We start from the raw sequence: 24,378 nt of genomic DNA, 5'->3' as shown, positions 1-24,378 counted from the left end.
TTTCGCGACACGTCGTCACCCGACGACAGCGTCGCCTGACCAGGAGGTCCCCCATGGCTGCACACGAAAACGGCATCATCGACCCGCCCATCGACAACCTGCTCGAGCGCGTCGATTCGAAGTACGAGCTCGTGATCTACGCGTCCAAGCGCGCCCGCCAGATCAACGACTACTACTCCGACCTGCACGAGGGCAACCTCTTCGACAACGTCGGCCCCCTCGTCGACTCCTCGGTCGAGGACAAGCCCCTCACGATCGCGCTGCACGAGATCAACGAGGACAAGCTCCGCATCCGCCACGCGGAGTGAGCGCGTCCGCACGCTGAGCCGCCGACATCCGCATGCGGATGTCGGCGGCTTGCTGCACACTGGCGTCGAGCCGCACCGGTTCCGCCCGTCAACCCGTTTGGAGCATCGATGAGCGCGCTGCGCCTGTTCACGTCCGAGTCCGTCACCGAGGGCCATCCCGACAAGATCTGCGATCAGATCTCCGACAGCATCCTGGACGGCCTGCTGTCCGTCGACCGCGACTCCCGCGTGGCGGTGGAGACCCTTGTCACCACCGGGCTCGTGCACGTCGCGGGCGAGATCCGCACCGAGGGCTACGTCGACATCCCCACGATCGTGCGCGACGTCGTCAACGGCATCGGCTACACCTCCAGCGACACCGGGTTCGACGGCTCGTCGTGCGGTGTGAGCATCTCGGTCGGCGAGCAGTCCACCGACATCGCCAACGGGGTCGACCAGGCGCAGGAGCAGCGCGACGGGGGTTCGACAGACCCGCGCGACGAGCTCGGTGCGGGTGACCAGGGCATCATGTTCGGCTTCGCCACAAACGAGACGCCGCAGCTCATGCCGATGGCGGCGTGGACGGCGCATCGGATCGCCGAGCGCCTCACCGAGGTGCGCCGCTCGGGCGAGCTGGCGTTCCTGCGTCCAGACGGCAAGACGCAGGTGACCCTCGGCTACGACGGCTTCACTCCGAAGACCGTCGACGCCGTCGTGCTGTCCACCCAGCACCACCCCGACATCTCCCAGGACGAGCTGAAGCAGCTCGTGCGCGCATCCGTGATCGATCCCGTGCTCGAGCAGACCGGCCTCGATCTCGCCGACGACCTGAAGTACTACATCAATCCCGCCGGCCCGTTCGTGACAGGCGGACCGAAGGGCGATGCCGGGCTCACCGGGCGCAAGATCATCATCGACACCTACGGCGGCGCGGCCCGTCACGGCGGCGGCGCGTTCAGCGGGAAGGATCCCTCGAAGGTCGACCGCTCCGGAGCGTACGCCATGCGCTGGGTGGCGAAGAACGTCGTCGCGGCCGGGCTCGCCGACCGCGCCGAAGTGCAGGTCGCGTACGCGATCGGCGTCGCGCGCCCGGTGGGGCTGTACGTCGAGACCTTCGGCACCGGCCGCGTCTCGGACGAGACCATCACCGAGGCGATCTCCAGCGTGTTCGATCTGCGCCCGCAGGCGATCATCGAGGAGCTCGACCTGCTGCGCCCGATCTACGCGCAGACCGCCGCGTACGGCCACTTCGGTCGTGAGCTGGCCGACTTCACCTGGGAGCGCACCGACCGCGCCGACGACCTGCGTCGCGCTGCCGGACTCTGACGCGGCCATGTCCGCCGCTCGTGCCGAGCCGACGCCGCCGAACGAGGGCCGGCGCATCGCGCGAGTGCTCATCGACTCGCCGCTGCCGCAGCTGGATCGGCTGTTCGACTACGCGGTGCCCGACGCGCTCGGCGACGTCGAACCGGGTGTGCGGATCAAGGCGCCGCTGCGCACGGCGGGGCGGGTGATCGACGGCTACATCGTCGAGATCGACGTCGAACCGGATGCCACGCGCACCCTTTCCGAGATCGAGAGCGTGGTCTCGCCGACCGTGGTGCTGCCGGAGCGGCTGTACCGCCTGGCGCGGCGGGCCGCCGATCGCGCAGCCGGATCGGCGTCGGACGTGCTGCGTCTGGCGATCCCGAAGCGGCAGGTGCGGGTGGAGAAGGCGTGGACCGCGGACGAGGAAGCCGCTGTCGTCGAGCCGGACCGGCTGCAGCACGCCCACGGCGTCATCGGGCAGTACGACGGGCTGGCGGAGGTGATCGAGCAGAGCGGACGGGCCGCCGTCGAAGCGATCCCGGTGCAGGTCGGCGAGACCCCCGGATGGGCGGCTCTGCTGGCCGCGGCCGCCACCGCGCAGCTCGCTCAGGGCCGCTCGAGCGTCCTCGTCGTGCCCGACTACCGTGATCAGGAGCTGCTGCTGGCCGCCCTCGACGGGCTGCTCCCCGCCGGAGCGGTGGTGCGTCACGACGCGCGGCAGTCGAATCCCGACCGGTACCGCGCGTTCCTGCGCACCCTCGACGCGGCGCCCTGCGTGGTCGTCGGGAACAGATCGGCGGTGTACTCGCCGGTGCGCGCCGGCCTGGTGGCGATCTGGGACGACGGGGACCCGCTGCTCGCCGAGCCGCTCGCGCCGTACGTGCACGCCCGCGACGCGGCGCTGCTGCGACAGGAGCAGGAGGGCGGCGCGCTGCTGCTCGCCGCGCACACGCGCTCCACCGACGTCGAGCGTCTCGTCCAGCACGGCTGGCTGCGTGACATCACGGCCGCGAGACGCGTGATCCCGAACGTGCGGCTGAGCACGGCGCAGGAGCTCGAGCAGAGCGCGCAGCGCATCCCGTCCACCGCCTTCGCCACGGCCCGCGCGGCGATCGCTGACGGGCCGGTGCTCGTACAGGTGGCGCGTCCCGGCTTCGCCCCGACGCTGGTGTGCGCCACCTGCCGGCACCCGGCGCGCTGCCGGCACTGCGGCGGGCCGCTCGGTGCGCGCCGACGCGGGGCGGTCCCGGTGTGCGCGTGGTGCGGTCGCGCGGCGCATGCCTGGCGGTGCCCGGAATGCGACTCCGACCAGGTGCGTCTGGCCTCCTCGGGCACCGAGCGCACCGCCGACGAGCTCGGCCGCGCCTTCCCGGGCGTGCGGGTGCTCGTCTCGGACGGCGCGCACCCCGTGCAGCACGTCGACGCCCGCCCCGCGCTGGTCGTCGCCACGCGAGGCGCGGAGCCGATCGCCGAGGGCGGATACCGCGCCGTCATCCTGCTCGACGGGGCGCGGATGCTGCAGGCCCCCGAGCTGCGCATCGCGGAGTCCTGCCTGCGCTGGTGGTCGAACGCCGCCGCTCTCGCGGCGCCCGGTGCGTCCGTGCATCTCGTCGGGGTCGACGGGCCGGTCGCGCGAGCGCTGGCCACCTGGTCGGCCCCCGCCTACGCGCGCAGCGAGCTCGCGGCGCGTCTGCCCCTGCACATGCCGCCGACCGCACGCGTCGCGCAGATCGAGGGCCTTCCGGCATCCGTGCGCACCGCCCTCGACGCCCTCGCCGCCACCGGTCTGACGCGCGACGCCGTGCTCGGTCCCGTGCCCGTCGACGACGACGGGCGGGTCAGGGCGCTGGTGCGCTTCCCGTACGCCGCCGGGCAGACCGTGGCCGACACCCTGCGCGCCGCCGTCGTCGCCGAGGCCGCGCAGAGCCGCCGCGGACGCACGCGAGCCCGAGTGCCGCTCTCGGTGCACCTCGATATCCTCGAACCGGACATCTGATCGATCCGTCCGAGCAGAGCATCACCGACCGGAGAACCTTCATGCGCCTCGTCTTCGCGGGCACGCCCGCCGTGGCTGTGCCCACACTGCGCGCCCTGGCGGCGCAGCACGAGCTCGTCGCGGTCATCACCCGCCCCGACGCGCCCCTCGGGCGCAAGCGCGTGCTCACGCCCTCACCCGTCGCCACCGCCGCCGAAGAGCTCGGCCTGGCCGTGATCAAGGCCGCCCGACTCGATGACGAGGTCACCGAGCGCATCACCGCCCTGCACGCCGAGCTCGGCGTGATCGTCGCGTACGGCGGCATCGTGCGCGATCCGCTGCTGTCGGCGCCCGAGCGCGGCTGGATCAACCTGCACTTCTCGCTGCTGCCGCGTTGGCGCGGCGCGGCGCCTGTGCAGCGCGCGCTGATCGAAGGCGACAGCGAACTGGGCGTGAGCGTGTTCCAGCTCGTGCCCGCGCTCGATGCCGGTGACGTGTTCGCGATGCGCGCCGTGGCGGTTCCGGCGCAGTCCACCGCCGACGTCGCCCTCGACGTGCTGGCGAAGGACGGCGCGGCGCTGACCGCGGACGTCGTCGCCGGCATCGCAGACGGCTCCGCACGGGCGCATCCCCAGCAGGGCGAGCCGACGCTCGCGCCGAAGCTGACGCTCGAGGACGGCGTGCTGGACTGGACCCTGCCCCTCGACGCCGTGCACGCCCGGTATCGCGGGACGACCCCCGAACCCGGGGCGCACACCACCCTCGACGGCGCGCGTCTGAAGATCGTCGCCGCGACCCCTGCCGCACCGCTCGTCGACCGGCTCGGCCCGGGGGAGATGCGCGGGACGAAGAACGGTGTGCTCATCGGCACGGCCACCGAGGCGCTCGAGGTGACGCGCGTGCAGCCGGCCGGAAAGGGCGCCATGAACGCCGCGGACTGGTGGCGCGGGCAGCGCGACACCGACTCGCTGAGGGCCGGCTCATGAGTGCACCGAAGATCCAGGCCGCCCGCTGGGTGGCCTACGACGTCCTTCGGGCCGTCTCGGACGACGACGCCTACGCGAATCTCCTGCTGCCGAAGCTGATCGGCGATGCCGGACTCAGCGGCGCCGACGCGGCGCTGGCCACCGAGCTCGCCTACGGCACGCTGCGCCGTCGCGGAACCTATGACGCCATCATCGCCGACGCCGCTAGGCGCCCGATCGCGGACATCGATCCGGCGGTGCTCGACGCGCTGCGACTCGGTGCGCACCAGCTGCTCGCCACGCGGGTCGCTGCGCACGCGGCGGTCAACGAGTCCGTGAACCTTGTGGCGGCCGAGGTCGGCCGCGGCGCCGCCGGATTCGCCAACGCCGTGCTGCGCCGGATCGGTCGCGACGACGCCGCCGGGTGGCAGGATCGCATCGAGTCCGCTGCACGCTCCGACGATGAACGGCTGGCACTGCGCAGCGCGCACCCGGTCTGGGTGATCCGCGCGCTGCGACGCGCGCTGGCGGCCGAAGGGCGGGTCGACGAGCTCGACGCGCTGCTGCAGGCCGACAATGCGGCGCCCGAGGTCACGCTCGCCGCGCTGCCGGGCCTCGCCGAGCCGGGCGAACCCCGCCGGCCCTACGCCGCGACCGCATACGGCTCACCGGGCGGCGATCCGCGCGAGGCGATCGAGCACGCTGACGGCGCGGTGCGGGTGCAGGACGAGGGCTCCCAGCTCATCGCCCTCGCCCTCGCGGCGGCGGCACCGGTGCGTGCGGGGGAGCGCTGGCTCGATCTGTGCGCCGGTCCGGGCGGTAAGACGGCGATGCTCGCCGCGCTCGCGCACCGGGGCGGCGCTGCGCTGGAGGCAAACGAGGTCGTTCCCGCCCGCGCCCGGCTCGTCCGCCAGGCCGTGCGGCCGCTGCCGGTCGACGTGCCCGTGCACGAGAGCGACGGGCGGATGCTGGCGCAGCGGTATCCGGCATCCTTCGACCGCATCCTTGTCGACGCGCCCTGCACGGGCCTCGGCGCGCTGCGCCGGCGCCCCGAGGCGCGCTGGCGCAAGTCGCCCGCCGACGTCGCCGCGCTCGTCGAGCTGCAGACCGAACTGCTGGACGCGGCTGTGGACGCCCTCGCACCGGGCGGCATCGTCGCTTACGCCACCTGCTCGCCGCACCTGGCCGAGACCACCGGGGTCGTCGCCGAGATCCTGCGTCGCCGCGACGATCTCACCGAGCTCGACAGCCGGGCGGTGATGACCGGGCTCGCGCAGTCGCCCATCGATCTCGCGCCGCGCGGCACCGACGCACCCGGGGCCAGAAGCGTGCAGCTGTGGCCGCACCGCCACGGCACCGACGCGATGTACCTCGCGCTGCTGCAGCGCACCGATCTGGAAAGGACGCACCCGTGACCCTCCCCGCCGCACCGCGCATCAACCCGAGCATCCTCGCCGCTGACTTCGCGAACATGCAGGCCGAGCTCGCCCGCATCGCGTCGGCGGACTTCGCGCATGTGGACGTGATGGACAACCACTTCGTGCCGAACCTCACGTTCGGACCGCAGATGGTCGAGCGCATCCAGGCCACCAGCCCCATACCGCTGGACGTGCATCTGATGATCACCGACCCCGATCGCTGGGCGCCCGGCTATGCCGAGCTCGGCGTCGCCAGCGTGACCTTCCACCTGGAGGCCGCCGCCGACCCGGTGGGCCTGGCGCGTCGGCTGCGTGCGATCGGCGCGCGCGCGGGGGTCGCGATCAAGCCCGGTACCGCGGGGGAGGCGCTGTACGACATGCTCGACGAGTTCGATCAGATCCTCGTGATGACGGTCGAACCCGGCTTCGGCGGCCAGGGCTTCATGCCCGAGGCGATGCCGAAGCTGCGGGCGCTGCACGACGAGGCGCGCAGGCGCGGCTCCGACGTGTGGCTGCAGGTCGACGGCGGCATCTCGGACGACACGATCGCGCAGGCGGCGGCGGCAGGTGCGGACACCTTCGTCGCCGGCTCGGCGGTGTACGGCGCTGCGGACGTCGAGGCCGCCGTCATCGGTCTTCGCGAGCGTGCGCGAGCGGCTAGCCTGGAATCGTGAAGACTTTCGACGAACTGTTCGCCGAGCTCAGCGCCACCGCGCAGGCCCGCCCCGAGGGCTCGGGCACCGTCGCACAGCTGGATCGCGGCGTGCATGCGATCGGAAAGAAGATCGTCGAAGAGGCCGCCGAGGTGTGGATGGCTGCCGAGTACGAGTCGGATGAGAACGCCGCCGAGGAGATCTCGCAGCTGCTCTACCACCTGCAGGTGATGATGCTGGCCAAGGGCCTGACCCTGGAGGACGTCTACCGACATCTGTGAGCGCCGCTCAGACGACCGTTCACACGAGACGAAAGACATCCATGCTGCGCATCGCCGTTCCGAACAAGGGCTCGCTCTCCGAGACCGCCGCCGAGATGCTCGCCGAGGCCGGCTACACCGGTCGCCGCGACCCGAAGACCCTGCACGTGATCGACGCCGACAGCGGCGTCGAGTTCTTCTACCTGCGTCCGCGCGACATCGCCACCTACGTCGCGTCGGGCGCCCTCGACGTCGGGATCACCGGGCGCGATCTGCTGCGCGACGTGCGCCAGGACGACGCGCGCGAGATCGAGCAGCTCGGCTTCGCCCGCTCGACGTTCCGCTTCGCCGCCCCTCCCGGGCGCTACGACAGCATCCAGGACCTCGAGGGCTTGCGCGTGGCCTCCGCCTACCCGGGGCTCGTGGACGACTTCCTCCGCGAGAACGGGGTGCGCGCGACGCTGGTGCCGCTGGACGGCGCCGTGGAGTCCGCCGTGCAGCTCGGCGTCGCAGACGTCATCGCCGACGTGGTCGAGACCGGCACCACGCTGCGCCAGGCGGGACTGGACATCTTCGGACCGGTGATCATCGAGTCGGAGGCGGTGCTCATCAGCCGCCCCGGCGATGCGCCCGGCACCGACCGGCTGCTGCGACGGCTGCGCGGGGTGATGGTCGCACGTCAGTACGTGCTGCTGGACTACGACCTGCCCGCGCATCTGGTCGACCAGGCCGTCGCGATCGCCGGCGGCCGGGAGTCGCCGACCATCTCGCCGCTGCGCGACCCGGAATGGGTGGCCGTGCGGGTGATGATCCCGCGCAAGGGCATGAACCAGGTGATGGACGACCTGTACGCGCTGGGCGCGCGGGCCATCCTCGTCACCGCGATCCACGCGGCGAGGCTCTGATGACCCTCGCCGCCCGTGTCATCCCGTGCCTCGACGTCGCCGCTGGACGCGTCGTCAAGGGCGTGAACTTCCAGAACCTGCGCGACATGGGCGATCCCGTCGAACTCGCCGCGCACTACGCCGCGCAGGGCGCGGACGAGATCACCTTCCTCGACGTGACCGCGACCGTCGACGACCGCTCCACGACGTACGACGTGGTGCAGCGCACCGCGGAGAACGTGTTCGTCCCGCTCACCGTCGGCGGGGGAGTGCGCAGCGTGGACGACGTCGCGCGCCTGCTGTCGGTCGGCGCCGACAAGGTCGGCGTGAACTCCGCCGCCATCGCCCGCCCGGCCCTGATCGACGAGATCGCCGACCGCTTCGGCGCGCAGGTGCTCGTGCTCTCGCTCGACGTCAAGCGCGCGCCCGGCACCCCGTCGGGGTTCGTCGTGACCACGCACGGCGGCCGCACCGCGACCAGTCTGGACGCCGTGGAGTGGGCGCGTGAGGCGATCGACCGCGGCGCGGGCGAGCTGCTGGTGAACTCCATCGACGCGGACGGGACGAAGGACGGCTTCGACCTCGATCTCGTGCGGCTGATGCGGGATGCCTCCGCCGTTCCGGTGATCGCCTCGGGCGGCGCCGGCCGCGTCGAGGACTTCGCTCCGGCCATCGCCGCCGGCGCCGACGCGGTCCTCGCCGCGAGCGTCTTCCACAGCGGCCAGCTGTCGATCGCCGAGGTCAAGGACGCGCTGCACGCGGGCGGGGTGGTGGTGCGACGGTGAGCGGCCATCTCGACGAGGACATCGCGCGGGTCGCCTGGAACGATGCCGGCCTCGCCCCGGTGATCGTGCAGCAGCACGACACCGGCGAGGTGCTCATGCTCGCGTGGATGGATGCCGAGGCGCTGCGGCGCACCCTCACGGGCGCACGCGCGGTGTACTGGTCGCGCTCGCGCGGGGAGTACTGGCGCAAGGGCGACACCTCCGGGCACACCCAGCAGGTGGTGGCGGCGTCCGTCGACTGCGACGGCGACACGATCCTGCTGCAGGTGGACCAGCACGGCGCCGCCTGCCACACCGGAACACGCACCTGCTTCGACGGACGCGCCCTGACCGTGCGCGGAGGCGACTGACGTGCTGCGACGCGCGCGGATGCTCGGAGTGCTCTCGTTCCTGCTCGCGGGCGGCGTGGGCATCATCTCCGCCACGCAGACGTGGGCAGCCGTGCAGCGCGCCGACGCAGGTGAGACGCTCAGCGTCGCCGGCGCGGACGCGTTCCCCCTGCTCGCCCCGCTCTCGCTCGCTGTGCTCGCGCTCGGTGCGGCCCTCTCCATCGCCGGGCCGGTGCTGCGCTGGGTCATCGCCGCGCTCGGACTCGGGGCCGCAGTCGTGCTGCTGATCGGCACCGTGCCGCTGATCGGCGAGGCCCCGCTGTCCGCGGTCGCCGCGACAGTCACCGAGGCAACCGGCCTCGGCGGTGAGAAAGCGCTGCGCGACGTCGTCGCCGCCGCCCCCGCCACGGCCTGGCCCGTCATCGCGGTGCTGTGCTGGGCCCTGCTCGCGGCGGCGGCCGTCTTCGTGCTGGCCACCGCGCGTCGGTGGCCCGTCGTCGGACGGCGCTACCGCACCGCACCCGATGCCGCCCAGCACCGTGGCGGGCCGCTCGACGCCGTCGATTCCTGGGACGACCTGTCGCACGGCACCGATCCCACGGACTGAGCCGGATAGACTGGTCCCAACGCCCTAGCCACCCGGAGGAGAACATGACCAACCCGATCGCCGACCCCGGCCACGGACACTCGCCTGCTGCCTGGACGGCCGTCGTGATCATGCTCATCGGCTTCACCGCCGGCACGGTCTTCTTCTGCCTGCAGATGCCCGTGGCGGTGTGGGTGTGCGCGGGTATCGTGCTCGTCGGCCTCATCGTCGGCTGGGCGATGGCGAAGGCCGGCTGGGGTGTGAAGGGCCCGAAGTACTCGCCGAAGGCGCACTGATGGTCCTCGCCGACCTGACGGCCGGCGCGGTGCAGGATGCCGAGCGTCGCGCCCAGACGCGTCCGCTGGCGATGGTGGAGCGCGCGGCGGCCGCACGCCCCGCGGCGCGCGACGCACGCGCAGCGCTCGCCCCGGCGGACCGCGTGAAGATCATCGCCGAGGTCAAGCGCGCCAGCCCCTCGCGCGGGGCGCTGGCAGACATCCCCGACCCGGCACTGCAGGCCTCGCGCTACGAGCAGGGCGGCGCCTCGGCGATCAGCGTGCTCACCGAGGGCCGACGGTTCGGCGGCAGCCTCGCCGACCTCGAGGCGGTCACCGCGAAGGTGACGCTTCCCGTGCTGCGCAAGGACTTCATCGCGACGCCGTACCAGGTGCTCGAGGCGCGCGCCGCGGGAGCAGACCTGGTGCTGCTCATCGTCGCCGGCCTGTCGCGTCCCGTGCTGGAACAGCTGCACGCCCTCATCCTGGAGCTGGGCATGACGCCGCTCGTCGAAACGCACTCCGCCGAGGAGCTCGAGGTGGCCGTCGACCTGGGCGCCCACCTGATCGGCGTGAACGCGCGCAACCTGCACACCCTTGAACTCGACCGCGACCTGTTCGCCCGGCTCGCCGACCGCATCCCCGACTCCGCCGTGCGCATCGCGGAGTCAGCGGTGCTGCAGCCCGACGACGTCGCCCGGTACCGGGATGCCGGCGCCGATGTCGTGCTGATCGGCGAGGCGCTAGTCACCGGCGACCCGATCGCCACCCTGAACGCATTCCTCGCCGCCGGAGACACGCCGGTGCGCGGGAGGACGGAGTCGAAGTGCGCCGCACTGAGCGACCGGAGGGAGTCGAAGTGAGTCTGCGCGAACAGCACGGCCCGTTCTTCGGGGATTTCGGCGGCCGGTACATGCCCGAATCGCTCATCGCGGCGATCGACGAGCTGACCGCCGCGTACGAGGATGCCATCGTGGATCCCGCCTTCCGCGCGGAGCTCGCATCGCTGCTGCACTCCTATGCCGGGCGCCCGTCGCCGATCACCGAGGTGCCGCGCTTCGCCGCGCACGCGGGCGGTGCCCGCGTCTTCCTCAAGCGGGAGGATCTCAACCACACCGGCTCGCACAAGATCAACAACGTGCTCGGTCAGGCCCTGCTCACCCGCCGGCTGGGCAAGACGCGCGTGATCGCCGAGACCGGCGCCGGCCAGCACGGCGTCGCCACAGCCACGGCCGCCGCCCTGTTCGGTCTGGACTGCACGATCTACATGGGCGAGGTCGACACCGAGCGCCAGGCGCTGAACGTCGCCCGGATGCGCCTGCTCGGCGCCGAGGTCGTGGCGGTCACCACCGGATCGCGCACCCTCAAGGACGCCATCAACGATGCGTACCGCGACTGGGTCGCGAGCGTCGAGACCACGAACTACATCTTCGGCACGGCGGCCGGACCGCATCCCTTCCCCGCCATGGTGCGCGACTTCCAGAAGATCATCGGCGAGGAAGCCCGCGAGCAGCTGCTCGCTGAGGCCGGCCGGCTGCCCGACGCCGTGGTCGCCTGCGTGGGCGGCGGCTCGAACGCGATCGGCATGTTCGACGCGTTCCTCGACGACGACGCGGTGGCGCTGTTCGGCGTGGAAGCCGCCGGCGACGGCGTGGACACGCCCAAGCACGCGGCATCCATCGGCCGGGGCCGACCGGGGGTGCTGCACGGCGCGAAGACGTATGTGCTGCAGGACGAGGACGGCCAGACCGTCGAATCGCACTCGATCTCCGCCGGGCTCGACTACCCCGGCGTCGGACCCGAGCACGCCTGGCTCAGCGACATCGGACGGGCGCAGTACATCCCGGCCACCGACGACGAGGCCATGCAGGCACTGCGGCTGCTGAGTCGCACTGAGGGCATCATCCCCGCGATCGAATCCGCGCACGCCCTCGCGGGCGCGCTGCGCCTCGGCCGCGACCTGGGACCGGACGGGATCATCGCGGTGTGCCTGTCGGGCCGGGGCGACAAGGACATGGACACTGCCGCGCGCTACTTCGACCTCTACGACGCGCAGGAGAGCGAGTCGTGAGCCGCGTCGAGTCCGCCATCCAGCGCGCGCACGACGCCGGTCGTGGCGCCTTCGTCGGATACCTCCCGGTCGGATACCCCGATCTGGACACCAGCATCCAGGCGGCGCTGACCCTCGCTCGCAACGGCGTGGACGTGATCGAGCTCGGCCCGCCGTACTCCGACCCGGTCATGGACGGCGCGGTCATCCAGGAGGCGACCCAGCACGCGCTCGCGAACGGCTTCCGCATGCGCGACCTGTTCACCGCGGTCAAGGCGATCACCGACGAGACCGACGTGCCGGTCGTCGTGATGACCTACTGGAACCCCGTCATGCAATACGGCGTCGACCGCTACGCCGACGACCTGCTCGCCGCCGGCGGCGCGGGCCTGATCACCCCCGACATCACTCCGGACGCCGCAGGGGAGTGGATCGCGGCCAGCACCCGCACCGGACTGGATCGCATCTTCCTCGCGGCTCCCACCTCGAGCGACGAACGCCTCGACCTGGTGCTGGCCTCGTCGACCGGGTTCGTGTACACGGTCTCCACCATGGGCATCACCGGTGAGCGAGCCGAGCTCGACCGCGCGGCGCGCACCCTCGTGGACCGGATGCGGGCGCGCGGCGACGTCCGCGCGTGCGTGGGGATCGGCATCTCCAACGCCGACCAGATCGCCGGGGTCGTCGAGTACGCCGACGGCGCCATCGTCGGCACGGCCCTCGTCAAGGCGCTGCGCGACGGCGGCTTGGACGCCCTCGCGGAAACCACCAGAACCCTCGCCGGCGGCACGCCGACGACGCGATACTAGGATCTCTCTCATGCCCTTCGCGCCCTTCAGCAGCCTGTCCACCGTGCCCGCGAGCATCCCGAGCCCACCGGACAGCGCCTTCCAGATCGGCCCGCTGACCATCCACTACTACGCGCTGTGCATCATCGCCGGCATCATCGCGGCGGCGCTGCTGACCAACCACCGCCTCACCCGCCGCGGGGCGGAGAAGTGGGTCGTCCTCGACATCGCCATCCCCGCGGTGGTGCTCGGCATCATCGGCGCGCGGATCTTCCACGTCCTCACCCACCCGAACTTCTACTTCGGCGCGGGGAAGAACACCTGGAACCCGTTCGAGTACGGCTCGGTGTGGGCGATCTGGGAGGGCGGGATCGCGATCTTCGGCGCCCTGCTGGGCGGCGCCGTGGGTGCGTGGATCGGATGCCGCTGGACCGGCATCCGGTTCTGGACCTTCGCCGACGCGCTCGCGCCCGGCATCCTGCTCGCACAGGCGATGGGCCGCTTCGGCAACTGGTTCAACCACGAGCTGTTCGGATTGCCCACCGATGTGCCGTGGGGTCTGGAGATCGAGTCGACCAACCCGGCCTTCCCCCCGGGCCTGCCCGAGGGGACGCTGTTCCACCCCACGTTCCTGTACGAAGTGCTCTGGAACGGTCTCGGCGTGCTGGTGCTGCTGTGGCTCGGTCGCAAGGTGTTCTTCCAGTGGGGCCGGCTGTTCGCGATCTACCTCATCTGGTACAGCGCCGGCCGCATCGTGTGGGAGTCCATCCGCATCGACCCGAGCGAGATCCTGCTCGGGCTGCGCAGCAACGTGTGGGCGGCGATCATCGGCGTGCTCGTCGGCATCGTCATCCTCGTCGTGCAGACCCGCCGTCACCCCGGTGTCGAGCCGTCACCGTACGTGCCCGGTCGTCTGCCGCAGACCGAGGATGTAGAATCGCAGCACGATTCCTCGGATTTCGTCGACGTGAGCGAGCCTCCCGTCGCCGCCGGGGCCGAGTAGGAGCCATCGCCACAAGCACCGCTCCCGTCATGCGGGTCCGTCCGGACCCCTTTCCGCGCGAGAGATCGCACTGAACGCACGGGCCGATGATGTCCCCGGGTTCGCTTGAAATCTGAGGACGGTGACTGGTGTACTTCCAGCCTCCCTACGGCGCCTCCGGCGCCTACCCCCCGAAGCAGGGTCTGTACAACCCCGCCCACGAGAAGGATGCCTGCGGCCTGGCCATGGTCGCAACGCTCCGCGGGGAACCCGGCCATGACATCATCGCGCTGGCGCTGGAAGCGCTGCGCAACCTGGAGCACCGCGGTGCGATCGGCTCTGACGCCGGCACCGGCGACGGCGCAGGCATCCTCACCCAGATGCCGGACGCGTTCCTCCGCGAGGTCGTCTCATTCGACCTCCCTCCCGCCGGCGAGTACGCCGCGGGACTCGCGTTCCTCCCTCGGGAGTCGAGCACCCGCCGCGAGCAGAAGGCCGGTATCGAGCGGATCGCCGCTGAAGAGGGCCTCGCCGTGCTCGGATGGCGCGGCGTCCCCACCGCGAACGAGCACCTCGGCACGCTGGCCGACGAGGCCCGCCCGGCCTTCGAGCAGCTCTTCGTCAGCATCCCCGGCCCGGGCGGAGTCTCACCCCTGGCACTCGACCGGCTCGCCTACCGGCTGCGCAAGCGCGCCGAGCACGAGCTCGGCGCCTACTTCGTCTCGCTCTCCTGCCGCACCCTCGGCTACAAGGGGATGCTGACCACCCTGCAGCTCGAGCCCTTCTACCCGGATCTGCAGGACGAGCGGTTCGCCTCCGAGCTGGCCGTGGTGCACTCCCGGTACTCGACCAACACGTTCCCGTCGTGGCCGCTCGCGCAGCCGCTGCGGATGCTCGCCCACAACGGCGAGATCAATACGGTCGGCGGCAACCGCAACTGGATGCGGGCCCGGCAATCCCAGCTGCGCTCCGAGATGCTCGGCGACATCCGCCCACTGCTGCCGATCTGCCGTGACGGTGGCAGCGACTCCGCCTCGTTCGACGAGGTGCTCGAACTGCTCACCCTGACCGGGCGCAGCCTGCCGCACGCGGTGATGATGATGGTCCCGGAGGCGTGGGAGAAGCAGCCCGACATCGACGCGGACCTGCGCGCGTTCTACGAGTACCACGACATCCAGATGGAGCCGTGGGACGGCCCTGCCGCGCTGATCTTCACCGACGGCACGCAGGTGGGCGCCACCCTCGACCGCAACGGGCTGCGTCCGGGCCGGTGGACCGAGACCGTCGACGGTCTCGTCGTGATCGGCAGCGAGACCGGCGTGCTCGACTTCGCGCCCGAGCGCATCAAGCGACGCGGGCGATTGCGCCCCGGCCGGCTCTTCCTCGTCGACACCGCACAGCGCCGGATCATCGAGGACGACGAGGTCAAGCGCGAGCTGGCCACGATGCACCCGTGGCAGGAGTGGCTCGATGAGGGCGCCGTGCGTCTCGCCGACCTGCCCGAGCGCGAGCACATCGTGCACCCCGCGGCATCCATCACCCGCCGGCAGCGCACCTTCGGCTACACCGAGGAGGAGGTGAAGGTGCTGCTCACCCCGATGGGGCAGACGGGTGCCGAGCCCCTCGGCGCCATGGGCAGCGACACGCCCATCGCTGTGCTCAGCGAGCGTCCGCGGCTGCTGTTCGACTACTTCGTGCAGCAGTTCGCACAGGTCACCAACCCGCCGCTGGACGCCATCCGCGAGGAGGTCGTCACCAGTCTGCGTCTCGGGCTCGGCCCGCAGCGCAACCTGCTCGAGTGGGGTCCTGCGCACGCGAGGACGGTGAGCCTGGACTTCCCGGTGATCGACAACGACGAGCTGGCGAAGATCAAGCACGTCGACCGGGCGCTGCCCGGCCGCATGAGCGCCACCCTCAGCGGGCTGTACCACTTCGACGCCGGGCCGCAGTCGCTGCCCGAGCGGCTCGCCGAGATGTGCGCGGAAGCGGATGCCGCGATCGAGCGCGGCGCGGAGTTCCTGATCCTCTCCGACCGGGACTCCGACAAGGACCTCGTGCCGATCCCTTCGCTGCTGATGCTCTCGGCCGTGCACCACCACCTCATCCGCCGTGAGACGCGGATGCGGGTCGGCCTGATCGTCGAGGCCGGGGACGTGCGCGAGGTGCACCACGTCGCGACGCTGATCGGATACGGCGCCGCCGCGGTGAACCCGTACCTGGCCATGGAGACCGTCGAGCACCTGGTGCGCACCGGCTTCATCACCGGGGTCTCACCCGAGCAGGCCGTGCACAACCTCATCCACGCACTGGGCAAGGGCGTGCTGAAGATCATGTCGAAGATGGGCATCTCGACGGTCTCCTCGTACGCCGGCGCGCAGGTGTTCGAGGCGATCGGACTCAGCCACGACTTCGTCGACCGCTACTTCACCGGCACCGAGACCAAGCTCGGCGGCATCGGCATCGACGACATCTATGCCGAGAACCAGAAGCGGCACGACTACGCGTATCCGCAGGATGCCGCGCCGCGCGCACATGAGCGCCTGTGGACCGGCGGCGAGTACCAGTGGCGGCGCGACGGGTCACCGCACCTGTTCAATCCCGAGACGGTGTTCCGTCTGCAGCACGCCACGCGCACGCGTCGCTACGACATCTTCCGCGAGTACACCCGGCTGGTCGACGATCAGGCCCGCGAGCTGAAGACCCTGCGCGGCCTGTTCGAGCTGCGCACCGGCGAGCGCCCGCCGGTTCCCCTCGACGAGGTCGAGCCGGTCAGCGCGATCGTGAAGCGGTTCTCGACCGGAGCCATGAGCTACGGCTCGATCTCGCAGGAGGCGCACGAGACGCTGGCGATCGCGATGAACCGCCTCGGCGGCAAGTCGAACACCGGGGAGGGCGGGGAGGACCCCGAGCGCCTCACCGATCCTGAGCGCCGCAGCGCCATCAAGCAGGTCGCCTCAGGCCGGTTCGGCGTGACCAGCCAGTACCTCACCGAGGCCGACGACCTGCAGATCAAGCTCGCCCAGGGCGCCAAGCCCGGCGAAGGCGGGCAGCTGCCGCCGCAGAAGGTGTACCCCTGGGTGGCGAAGACCCGCCACGCGACACCGGGTGTCGGACTGATCTCGCCGCCCCCGCACCACGACATCTACTCGATCGAGGACCTCAAGCAGCTGATCTTCGACCTGAAGCGCGCCAACCCGAGGGCCCGCATCCACACGAAGCTCGTCAGCCAGTCCGGCATCGGCGCGGTCGCCGCGGGCGTGGCCAAAGCGCTCAGCGACGTCGTGCTCGTGTCCGGGCACGACGGCGGCACGGGTGCGAGCCCGCTGAACTCGCTGAAGCACGCCGGCACCCCCTGGGAGCTGGGGCTGGCCGAGGTGCAGCAGACGCTCATGCTGAACGGCATGCGCGACCGGGTGGTCGTGCAGGTCGACGGACAGCTCAAGACCGGACGCGATGTGGTGATCGGCGCGCTGCTGGGGGCGGAGGAGTTCGGCTTCGCCACGGCGCCTCTGGTGGTCAGCGGCTGCATCCTGATGCGCGTGTGCCACCTGGACACCTGCCCGGTCGGCGTGGCGACGCAGAATCCTCTGCTGCGCCAGCGCTTCACCGGCAAGCCGGAGTTCGTGATCAACTTCATGGAGTTCATCGCCGAGGAGGTGCGCGAGCTGCTCGCCGCCCTCGGATTCCGCTCGATCGACGAGATCGTCGGCCGGCACGACCTGCTGCGCACCGCCCCCGCCGTACGGCACTGGAAGGCGGAGGGACTCGACCTCGCACCGATCCTCGACGGGCCCGCGTTCCCCGCCGGTGAGCCACGACGGCACGCCCGCGCGCAGGACCACGAGCTCGACAAGCACTTCGACACCGCCCTGATCACGCACGCGGCGGAGGCGCTCGAGTCGGCGCTGCCGGTGGTGATCGAGCTGCCGATCCGCAACACCGAGCGCGCCGTGGGCACCATGCTCGGCCATCTCGTGACCGCACGCCACGGCGCGGCCGGACTGCCGCGCGAGACCATCGACGTCACCCTGCACGGCACCGCCGGTCAGTCGCTGGGCGCCTTCCTGCCGCCGGGCATCGTGCTGCGGCTGGAGGGCGACGCGAACGACTACGTCGGCAAGGGCCTGTCGGGTGGCGACATCGTGCTGCGACCACCTCGCGGAGCGCGCTTCGCGCCGCACCGCAACGTCATCGCCGGCAACGTCATCGGCTATGGCGCGACCAGCGGGACGATGTTCATCTCGGGCGTCGTGGGGGAGAGGTTCCTCGTGCGCAACTCCGGCGCGACGGCGGTCGTGGAGGGAGTGGGCGACCACGCACTCGAGTACATGACCGGCGGAGTCGCGGTGATCCTCGGTGAGGCCGGGCGCAACCTCGGCGCCGGCATGTCCGGTGGCGTCGCCTACGTCCACCGGCTGAGCGAAGACCAGGTGAACACCCTCGCCCTGCACACGGGCGAGCTGCTGCTCACCCCGCTCGGGCGCGATGATGCCGAGGTGCTGCGCGAGCTGCTCGTCGAGCACGTCGAGCGGACGGCATCGCCGCTGGCATCCGCTCTCCTGGACGACTTCGAGAGCGTCCTCGATCAATTCACCAAGGTGCTGCCGCGCGACTACGCGGCCGTGCGCACCATGCGCCAGGAGGCGGCGGCGGCGGGCATCGACCCCGACGGCGACGTCATCTGGGACCGGATCCTGGAGGTGACCGGTGGCTGACCCCAAGGGCTTTCTGAAGACGACCGAACGCGAGCTGCCGGCCCGGCGGCCGGTGCCCGTGCGCATCATGGACTGGAAAGAGGTCTACGAACCGGGGGACCGCGCGGTGCTGAAGCGCCAGGCCGGCCGCTGCATGGACTGCGGCGTGCCGTTCTGCCACTCCGGATGCCCGCTCGGCAACCTCATCCCGGAATGGAACGACCTGACCTGGCGCGGCGAGGATCGCGCCGCCATCGAGCGGCTGCACGCGACGAACAACTTCCCGGAGTTCACCGGCCGGCTGTGCCCGGCCCCGTGCGAGAGCGCTTGCGTGCTGGGCATCAACCAACCCGCCGTGACCATCAAGCAGGTCGAGGTGTCGATCATCGACGAGGCCTTCGAGAGGGGGTGGGTGCAGCCGCAGCCGCCCCAGCGCCTCACCGGGCGCACGGTCGCCGTCGTCGGATCCGGTCCCGCCGGGCTCGCCGCCGCTCAGCAGCTCACGCGCGCCGGGCACACCGTGGTGGTGTTCGAACGCGACGACCGCATCGGCGGGCTGCTGCGCTACGGCATCCCCGACTTCAAGATGGAGAAGCGCCACCTCGAGCTGCGGCTGCAGCAGATGACGGAGGAGGGCACCCGCTTCCGCGCCGGTGTGGAGATCGGACGCGACCTCTCGTGGGATGAACTGCGCGACAGGTACGACGCCGTCCTCATCGCCACCGGCGCCACCGTGCCGCGCGACCTGGTCATCCCCGGGCGTGATCTGAGCGGCGTGCACTTCGCCATGGACTACCTCGTGCCGTCCAACCGCGTCGGCGCAGGCGATGTCGTCGCGGACCAGATCACCGCCGGCGGGAAGCACGTCGTGGTGATCGGCGGCGGCGACACCGGAGCGGACTGCATCGGCACCGCGCACCGGCAGGGCGCGCGCAGCGTGACCAACCTCGCCATCGGGCGACGCCCGGGCACGGAGCGCTCGGACGATCAGCCGTGGCCCACCATGCCCACGCTGTTCGAGGTGCAGTCCGCGCACGAGGAGGGCGGAGAGCGCACCTACCTCGCCTCGACCGTCGAGTTCCTCGGCGACGCGGATGGACACGTGCGTGCCGTACGGGTGGCCGAGACGGAGTTCGTGGACGGACGCCGGGTGCCGCGCAGCGGCACGGAGCGGGAGATCCCCGCTGAGCTCGTGCTGATCGCGATGGGGTTCACCGGCCCCGAGACCGGCTCGTTCGCGAACGGCACGACGCCCGCGCTCACCGAGCGCGGAACACTGCGCCGCGACGACCAGTACGCCACGGCCCTGCCGGGGCTGTACGTGGCCGGGGATGCCGGGCGCGGTCAGTCGCTGATCGTGTGGGCCATCGCCGAGGGGCGCTCTGCCGCCGCTGCGATCGATCGGCATCTGATGGGGACGACGGTGCTGCCCGCGCCCGTGGGTGTCGCCGATGTCGCGTTCGGCGTCCAGCCCGCGTAGGCTGAGCCCGGCAGCGTCGCCATGAATTCCCCCACCCTTCCAACTCTGGAGATGATGTTGAGACGCGCGAAGATCGTCGCCACACTCGGCCCCGCAACCTCGACCTATGAGAAGGTCCGTGCCCTGATCGATGCCGGTGTGGATGTCGCCCGGCTGAACCTCAGCCACGGCGACTACTCGGTGCACGACGCGAACTACGCCAACGTGCGCCGCGCGGCCGAGGACTCCGGACGCGCGGTGGCGGTACTCGTCGACCTGCAGGGCCCGAAGATCCGTCTCGGGCGCTTCGAGGACGGACCGTACGAGCTCGAGGTCGGCGACATCTTCAAGATCACCACCGAGGACATCGTCGGCAATCGGGAGATCTGCGGGACTACGTTCAAGGGCCTGCCCCAGGACGTCAAGCCGGGGGACTTCCTGCTCATCGATGACGGCAAGGTGCGCGTGGAGGTCGTCGAGACCGACGACACGGTCGTCACCACGAAGGTCGTCGTCGCCGGAGCCGTCTCGAACAACAAGGGCATCAACCTGCCCGGCGTGGCCGTGAACGTGCCGGCGCTGAGCGAGAAGGATGAGGACGACCTGCGCTGGGGTCTGCGCACCGGCGCCGACGTCATCGCCCTGTCGTTCGTGCGCAACGCCTCCGACGTCACCCGGGTGCACGAGATCATGGCCGAGGAGGGCGTGCGCGTTCCCGTCATCGCCAAGATCGAGAAGCCGCAGGCTGTCGACGCGCTCGAGGAGATCGTCGACGCGTTCGACGGCATCATGGTCGCCCGCGGCGACCTCGGCGTGGAGCTGCCGCTCGAGGCGGTGCCGATCGTGCAGAAGCGCGCGGTCGAGCTGGCGCGCCGCAACGCGAAGCCGGTCATCGTCGCGACGCAGATGCTGGAATCGATGATCTCCAGCCCGGTGCCCACCCGCGCGGAGACCTCCGACGTCGCCAACGCCGTGCTCGACGGCGCCGACGCGGTGATGCTCTCGGGCGAGACGAGCGTCGGCGAGTACCCGATCGTCGTGGTCGAGACCATGGCGCGCATCATCGAGTCCACCGAGGAGCACGGCCTGGAGCGGATCTCGCCGCTGCGCACCAAGCCGCGCACGCAGGGCGGCGCGATCACCCTCGCCGCGCTCGAGGTGGCCGAGTTCGTGGGCGCGAAGTACCTGTGCGTGTTCACCCAGTCGGGTGACTCCGCACGGCGTCTCTCACGCCTGCGCTCCCGGATCCCGATGCTCGCGTTCACACCCGAGCCGGGCATCCGCCGGCGCATGGCCATGACGTGGGGCATCCGCTCGACGCTCGTCGACATGGTGCAGCACACCGACGCGATGTACCTGCAGGCCGACCAGTACCTGCTCGAGAGCGGCATGGCGCAGGAGGGCGATGTCATCGTCGTCATCTCCGGATCGCCTCCCGGGATCATCGGCTCGACCAACGACATCCGCGTGCACAAGGTCGGCGACGCCGTCGGCGGTGCGGCACCGGTGTACAAGACCGGCGTCTGAGCCGGATCGAAGCGCCGGGGACGGGGTTCACAGGAACCCCGTCCCCGGCGCTTCGTGTCAACCCCCGTGGTATCCGGGGGTGAAGCGGGGCGCCAGAGGATACGGTGCTGTGATGAGCCAGGAGCCTGCCACCCGCCGACACCGCGTGGGCGGGCTGGTGTTCCGCACGCTCACCTCTTCCGGACCGGGCACCGCCATCGTGGTGCTCGTGCACGGCATCGGCATGTCGCATCGGTATCTGGCGCGCCTGCATCGCCGGCTCACGGCCTACGCCACTGTCGTCTCGGTGGATCTGCCCGGCTTCGGTGGACTTCCTCGGCCCGCGCAGGACGTGGACGTGACGGCCATGGCGGATGCGCTGGCGGACGTCCTCGACGAGCTCTTGCCCGCGAGGCGTGAGGGCCTGGTGCTGGTGGGACAGTCGATGGGCACCCAGTGGGTCACCGAGCTGGCCGTGCGGCATCCGGAGCTCGCCGACGCCGTCGTGCTGATCGGGCCGGTGACCGACGACCGCCGGCGCACGGTGCTCGCGCAGGCCGCGCTACTGGCGCTGGACACGCTGCGCGAGCCGCCCGGAGCTAACGCGCTCGTCTTCAGCGACTATCTGCGCTGCGGGCCGGTCTGGTATCTCACCCAGCTGCGGCACATGCTGCGCTACCCGATCGAGGACCGCGTGCGCGGATCGGGTCGTCGGCTGCTGATCGTGCGCGGGTCGCGCGATCCGATCGCGGGACGGGACTGGTGCCGCCGGCTGCGCGACGCCGCTCGTCGGGGAGGGACACCGGTCGCGCTCGTGGAGATACCGGGCCGCGCGCACAACGCCCAGCATTCGGCGCCGGGAGCGGTGGCGGCCGCGATCGTGCACACGCTCGGCGACCTGCTCCACCGACAACCGGAGAATTCTTCCGCGCCGCTCTCGGAGAGCCGCAACTCGTGAACGGCGTGCTGCGTCGGGCCGCGTGGTGGGCCGAGGACTACGCCTACGCTGCCGTATGGCAGGCACGTGCCTTCGCCAGTCGCGTGGATCCGGAGAGCTTCCTGTCCGGCACGGGCACACCGATCGTGATGCTGCCGGGAATCTACGAGACCTGGAAGTTCATGCAGCCGCTCGCGATGCGCGTGCATGAGCTCGGGCACCCCGTGCACGTGCTGGATACGTTGCACCGCAACCTGCAGCCGGTGGCGGAGATGGCCGACGGTGTCGCCGCCTACCTCGTCGCCCACTCGCTGCAGGACGTCGTGCTGCTGGCGCACAGCAAGGGCGGCCTGGCGGGGAAGCTGGTTATGCTCGGCGCCGAGCACCAACGGATCCGCGGCATGGTGGCGGTGGCGACGCCGTTCGGCGGATCGCGCTACGCCCGGCTCATGCTGCCGCGCAACCTGAGGGCACTCTCGCCGCGCGACCCGTCGATCGTCCGCCTCTCCGCGCAGCACGAGGTCAACGCGCGGATCGTCTCGGTCTACGCCCGATTCGACCCGCACATCCCGGAGGGCAGTGAGCTCCCGGGGGCGAAGAACGTGCCGCTGGACACCGGCGGCCACTTCCGCATACTCGCGCATCCGCGTGTGATGGCCGAGGTCACAGCTCTGGCTGCCTGATCATCGGGGGTCAATCAACCGCACTCCGAACTCGTCGCGCCGCCCGTCTCCGCCCGCTGCGCTCCGGTATGAGTTCCTGCCGCTCATTCGGTGCGTAGGCGACAGAAACTGATACCGGAAGTCGGCGGGTCATGCCGGAGGCCGGAGGCCGGGGGTGCGAGGAGGCGAGGAGTCGCCCGGGGCGGACCTGTCATTCACTGTGCCGGCGGTGGGACTCGAACCCACACGCCCTTGCGGACAGAGCATTTTGAGTGCTCCGCGTCTGCCATTCCGCCACGCCGGCCTGCGCCGGCCCGTCGGCGCCGCACAGACGACTGTATCGCAGGGCCGGCACCGCGCGTATCGGACGTGCCCGCCGGATGGGCGGTTCCATTAGGATGGACGGGTGACTGAGCAAGAGCAGCCCGAGCAGCCCACGGCATCCGCCCCGCGTCGCGTCGTCGTCGCCGAGGATGAGTCGCTGATCCGCCTCGACATCGTCGAGATCCTGCGCGACAACGGCTTCGACGTGGTCGGCGAGGCCGGCGACGGTGAGACCGCCGTGCAGCTGGCCACCGAGCTGCGTCCGGACCTCGTCGTGATGGACGTGAAGATGCCGCAGCTCGACGGCATCAGCGCGGCCGAGAAGCTGCACAAGGCGAACATCGCCCCGGTGGTGCTGCTCACCGCATTCAGCCAGAAGGAGCTCGTCGAGCGCGCGAGCGAGGCGGGTGCGCTCGCGTACGTCGTCAAGCCGTTCACGCCGAACGACCTGCTGCCCGCCATCGAGATCGCCCTCGCCCGCCACGAGCAGATCATCACGCTCGAGGCCGAGGTCGCGGACATGGTCGAGCGCTTCGAGACGCGCAAGCTCGTCGACCGCGCCAAGGGCCTGCTCAACGAGAAGATGGGCCTGTCTGAGCCGGAGGCGTTCCGCTGGATCCAGAAGGCGTCGATGGACCGCCGCCTCACCATGCAGGATGTCGCGAAGGCGATCATCGAGCAGCTCGCCCCCAAGAAGTGAGTCGGCTGCGGGTCACGGCCGCGAAGCGGACTTGACGCGAGTCGACTCAGATTGAGCAAGCGGAGCGAGACGAAATCTCGCTCCGAAACGAAGAGGCCCCGCCGATCGGCGGGGCCTCTTTCGCGTTCATCCGTCAGGCGTCGACGCACCTGATCATGTTCGTGATGCGGATGGTGGAGCAGCGCCGGCCCTGCTCGTCGGTGACCGCGATCTCGTGCACGGTGAGGCTGCGACCCAGGTGAACCGGGGTGCAGACGCCCGTGACGAAACCGGAGGTCGCCGAGCGGGTGTGCGTGGCATTGATGTCGATACCGACAGCGAGGCGTCCGGGACCGGCGTGCAGATTGGCCGCCATCGAGCCGAGGGACTCGCCGAGCACCACGTACGCGCCCCCGTGCAGCAGACCCACGGGCTGCGTGTTGCCCTCCACGGGCATGGTCGCGACGGCACGCTCGACCGAGAACTCGGTGAACTCGATGCCCATCTTCTCGGCCAGCGCGCCCATTCCGCGGTGGGTGGCCCACTCCAGGCCGCTCATCTCGGTCTGCTCG

23 protein-coding genes and 1 tRNA gene are annotated in these 24,378 nt (G+C 70.9%); 22 read left to right on the top strand and 2 right to left on the bottom strand.

What is annotated here, in order from left to right:
• Nucleotides 1-53: 53 nt before the first annotated feature.
• From rpoZ to WFG93_RS06475, 21 genes are all read left to right on the top strand, one after another.
• Nucleotides 54-308: a DNA-directed RNA polymerase subunit omega gene (gene rpoZ, locus WFG93_RS06575; RefSeq protein WP_336645514.1), complete on the top strand. Its 255-nt coding sequence runs from the start codon at nucleotides 54-56 to the stop codon at nucleotides 306-308.
• Between the two features lie 108 nt (nucleotides 309-416).
• The gene (metK, locus tag WFG93_RS06570) at nucleotides 417-1,613 is read left to right on the top strand and encodes a methionine adenosyltransferase (protein WP_336645513.1); all 1,197 of its coding nucleotides are present in this window, start codon (nucleotides 417-419) and stop codon (nucleotides 1,611-1,613) included.
• Nucleotides 1,614-1,620: 7 nt separating this feature from the next.
• Nucleotides 1,621-3,591, top strand: a complete 1,971-nt coding sequence (locus WFG93_RS06565; RefSeq protein ID WP_336645512.1) for a primosomal protein N' — start codon at nucleotides 1,621-1,623, stop codon at nucleotides 3,589-3,591.
• Nucleotides 3,592-3,632: 41 nt separating this feature from the next.
• Nucleotides 3,633-4,556 (top strand): methionyl-tRNA formyltransferase, encoded by a 924-nt coding sequence (fmt, locus tag WFG93_RS06560; RefSeq protein ID WP_336645511.1) that lies wholly within the window; start codon nucleotides 3,633-3,635, stop codon nucleotides 4,554-4,556.
• A complete protein-coding gene (locus WFG93_RS06555; protein ID WP_336645510.1) occupies nucleotides 4,553-5,950 on the top strand; it encodes an RsmB/NOP family class I SAM-dependent RNA methyltransferase in 1,398 nt (465 codons plus the stop codon). Before fmt ends, WFG93_RS06555 begins: the two co-directional genes overlap by 4 nt.
• The gene (gene rpe / locus WFG93_RS06550; protein ID WP_336645509.1) at nucleotides 5,947-6,627 is read left to right on the top strand and encodes a ribulose-phosphate 3-epimerase; all 681 of its coding nucleotides are present in this window, start codon (nucleotides 5,947-5,949) and stop codon (nucleotides 6,625-6,627) included. Before WFG93_RS06555 ends, rpe begins: the two co-directional genes overlap by 4 nt.
• The gene (locus WFG93_RS06545) at nucleotides 6,624-6,887 is read left to right on the top strand and encodes a phosphoribosyl-ATP diphosphatase (RefSeq protein WP_336645508.1); all 264 of its coding nucleotides are present in this window, start codon (nucleotides 6,624-6,626) and stop codon (nucleotides 6,885-6,887) included. The genes rpe and WFG93_RS06545 overlap by 4 nt, the downstream gene beginning before the upstream one ends.
• Nucleotides 6,888-6,928: 41 nt before the next feature.
• Nucleotides 6,929-7,771, top strand: coding sequence for an ATP phosphoribosyltransferase (hisG, locus tag WFG93_RS06540; protein WP_336645507.1), 843 nt, complete (start codon nucleotides 6,929-6,931; stop codon nucleotides 7,769-7,771).
• Nucleotides 7,771-8,535, top strand: coding sequence for an imidazole glycerol phosphate synthase subunit HisF (gene hisF / locus WFG93_RS06535; RefSeq protein ID WP_336645506.1), 765 nt, complete (start codon nucleotides 7,771-7,773; stop codon nucleotides 8,533-8,535). Before hisG ends, hisF begins: the two co-directional genes overlap by 1 nt.
• Complete coding sequence (hisI, locus tag WFG93_RS06530) at nucleotides 8,532-8,885, top strand: phosphoribosyl-AMP cyclohydrolase (RefSeq protein ID WP_336645505.1); 354 nt, start codon at nucleotides 8,532-8,534, stop codon at nucleotides 8,883-8,885. The genes hisF and hisI overlap by 4 nt, the downstream gene beginning before the upstream one ends.
• 1 nt (nucleotide 8,886) lies before the next feature.
• Nucleotides 8,887-9,471: a Trp biosynthesis-associated membrane protein gene (locus WFG93_RS06525; protein ID WP_336645504.1), complete on the top strand. Its 585-nt coding sequence runs from the start codon at nucleotides 8,887-8,889 to the stop codon at nucleotides 9,469-9,471.
• A 44-nt stretch (nucleotides 9,472-9,515) separates the two neighbouring features.
• Entirely contained in the window at nucleotides 9,516-9,746 is a 231-nt protein-coding gene (locus WFG93_RS06520; RefSeq protein ID WP_336645503.1) for an HGxxPAAW family protein, read from the top strand.
• Nucleotides 9,746-10,588: an indole-3-glycerol phosphate synthase TrpC gene (trpC, locus tag WFG93_RS06515; protein ID WP_336645502.1), complete on the top strand. Its 843-nt coding sequence runs from the start codon at nucleotides 9,746-9,748 to the stop codon at nucleotides 10,586-10,588. The genes WFG93_RS06520 and trpC overlap by 1 nt, the downstream gene beginning before the upstream one ends.
• The gene (gene trpB / locus WFG93_RS06510; protein ID WP_336645501.1) at nucleotides 10,585-11,796 is read left to right on the top strand and encodes a tryptophan synthase subunit beta; all 1,212 of its coding nucleotides are present in this window, start codon (nucleotides 10,585-10,587) and stop codon (nucleotides 11,794-11,796) included. Before trpC ends, trpB begins: the two co-directional genes overlap by 4 nt.
• Nucleotides 11,793-12,584 carry a tryptophan synthase subunit alpha gene (gene trpA, locus WFG93_RS06505; RefSeq protein ID WP_336645500.1) on the top strand — a complete coding sequence of 264 codons (792 nt, stop codon included), beginning with the start codon at nucleotides 11,793-11,795 and terminating at the stop codon, nucleotides 12,582-12,584. Before trpB ends, trpA begins: the two co-directional genes overlap by 4 nt.
• Before the next feature lie 10 nt (nucleotides 12,585-12,594).
• The gene (lgt, locus tag WFG93_RS06500) at nucleotides 12,595-13,566 is read left to right on the top strand and encodes a prolipoprotein diacylglyceryl transferase (RefSeq protein ID WP_336645499.1); all 972 of its coding nucleotides are present in this window, start codon (nucleotides 12,595-12,597) and stop codon (nucleotides 13,564-13,566) included.
• Between the two features lie 128 nt (nucleotides 13,567-13,694).
• Nucleotides 13,695-18,260, top strand: a complete 4,566-nt coding sequence (gene gltB / locus WFG93_RS06495; RefSeq protein ID WP_336645498.1) for a glutamate synthase large subunit — start codon at nucleotides 13,695-13,697, stop codon at nucleotides 18,258-18,260.
• On the top strand, nucleotides 18,253-19,719 hold the full coding sequence (locus tag WFG93_RS06490) for a glutamate synthase subunit beta (RefSeq protein WP_336645497.1): 1,467 nt from the start codon (nucleotides 18,253-18,255) through the stop codon (nucleotides 19,717-19,719). The genes gltB and WFG93_RS06490 overlap by 8 nt, the downstream gene beginning before the upstream one ends.
• Nucleotides 19,720-19,776: 57 nt before the next feature.
• Entirely contained in the window at nucleotides 19,777-21,225 is a 1,449-nt protein-coding gene (gene pyk / locus WFG93_RS06485) for a pyruvate kinase (protein ID WP_336645712.1), read from the top strand.
• A 112-nt stretch (nucleotides 21,226-21,337) separates the two neighbouring features.
• Entirely contained in the window at nucleotides 21,338-22,162 is an 825-nt protein-coding gene (locus WFG93_RS06480; RefSeq protein ID WP_336645496.1) for an alpha/beta fold hydrolase, read from the top strand.
• Nucleotides 22,159-22,824, top strand: a complete 666-nt coding sequence (locus WFG93_RS06475; protein WP_336645495.1) for an esterase/lipase family protein — start codon at nucleotides 22,159-22,161, stop codon at nucleotides 22,822-22,824. The genes WFG93_RS06480 and WFG93_RS06475 overlap by 4 nt, the downstream gene beginning before the upstream one ends.
• 200 nt (nucleotides 22,825-23,024) lie before the next feature.
• On the opposite strand, the gene WFG93_RS06470 is transcribed toward WFG93_RS06475, so the two are convergent.
• Nucleotides 23,025-23,107 (bottom strand) — tRNA-Leu (locus WFG93_RS06470).
• A gap of 102 nt (nucleotides 23,108-23,209) precedes the next feature.
• Between WFG93_RS06470 and WFG93_RS06465 the strand changes: the two genes are divergently transcribed.
• A complete protein-coding gene (locus WFG93_RS06465; RefSeq protein ID WP_071644465.1) occupies nucleotides 23,210-23,827 on the top strand; it encodes an ANTAR domain-containing response regulator in 618 nt (205 codons plus the stop codon).
• A 133-nt stretch (nucleotides 23,828-23,960) separates the two neighbouring features.
• Here WFG93_RS06465 and WFG93_RS06460 read toward each other — a convergent pair whose 3' ends face one another.
• Nucleotides 23,961-24,365, bottom strand: a complete 405-nt coding sequence (locus WFG93_RS06460; RefSeq protein WP_336645711.1) for a hotdog fold thioesterase — start codon at nucleotides 24,363-24,365, stop codon at nucleotides 23,961-23,963.
• Between the last annotated feature and the right edge of the window lie 13 nt (nucleotides 24,366-24,378).

This window comes from Microbacterium sp. USHLN186, assembly GCF_037145155.1.
GTDB lineage: Bacteria > Actinomycetota > Actinomycetes > Actinomycetales > Microbacteriaceae > Microbacterium.
Note: the sequence above shows the minus strand (reverse complement) of the source record. Positions and strands in the feature narration are given on the sequence as shown.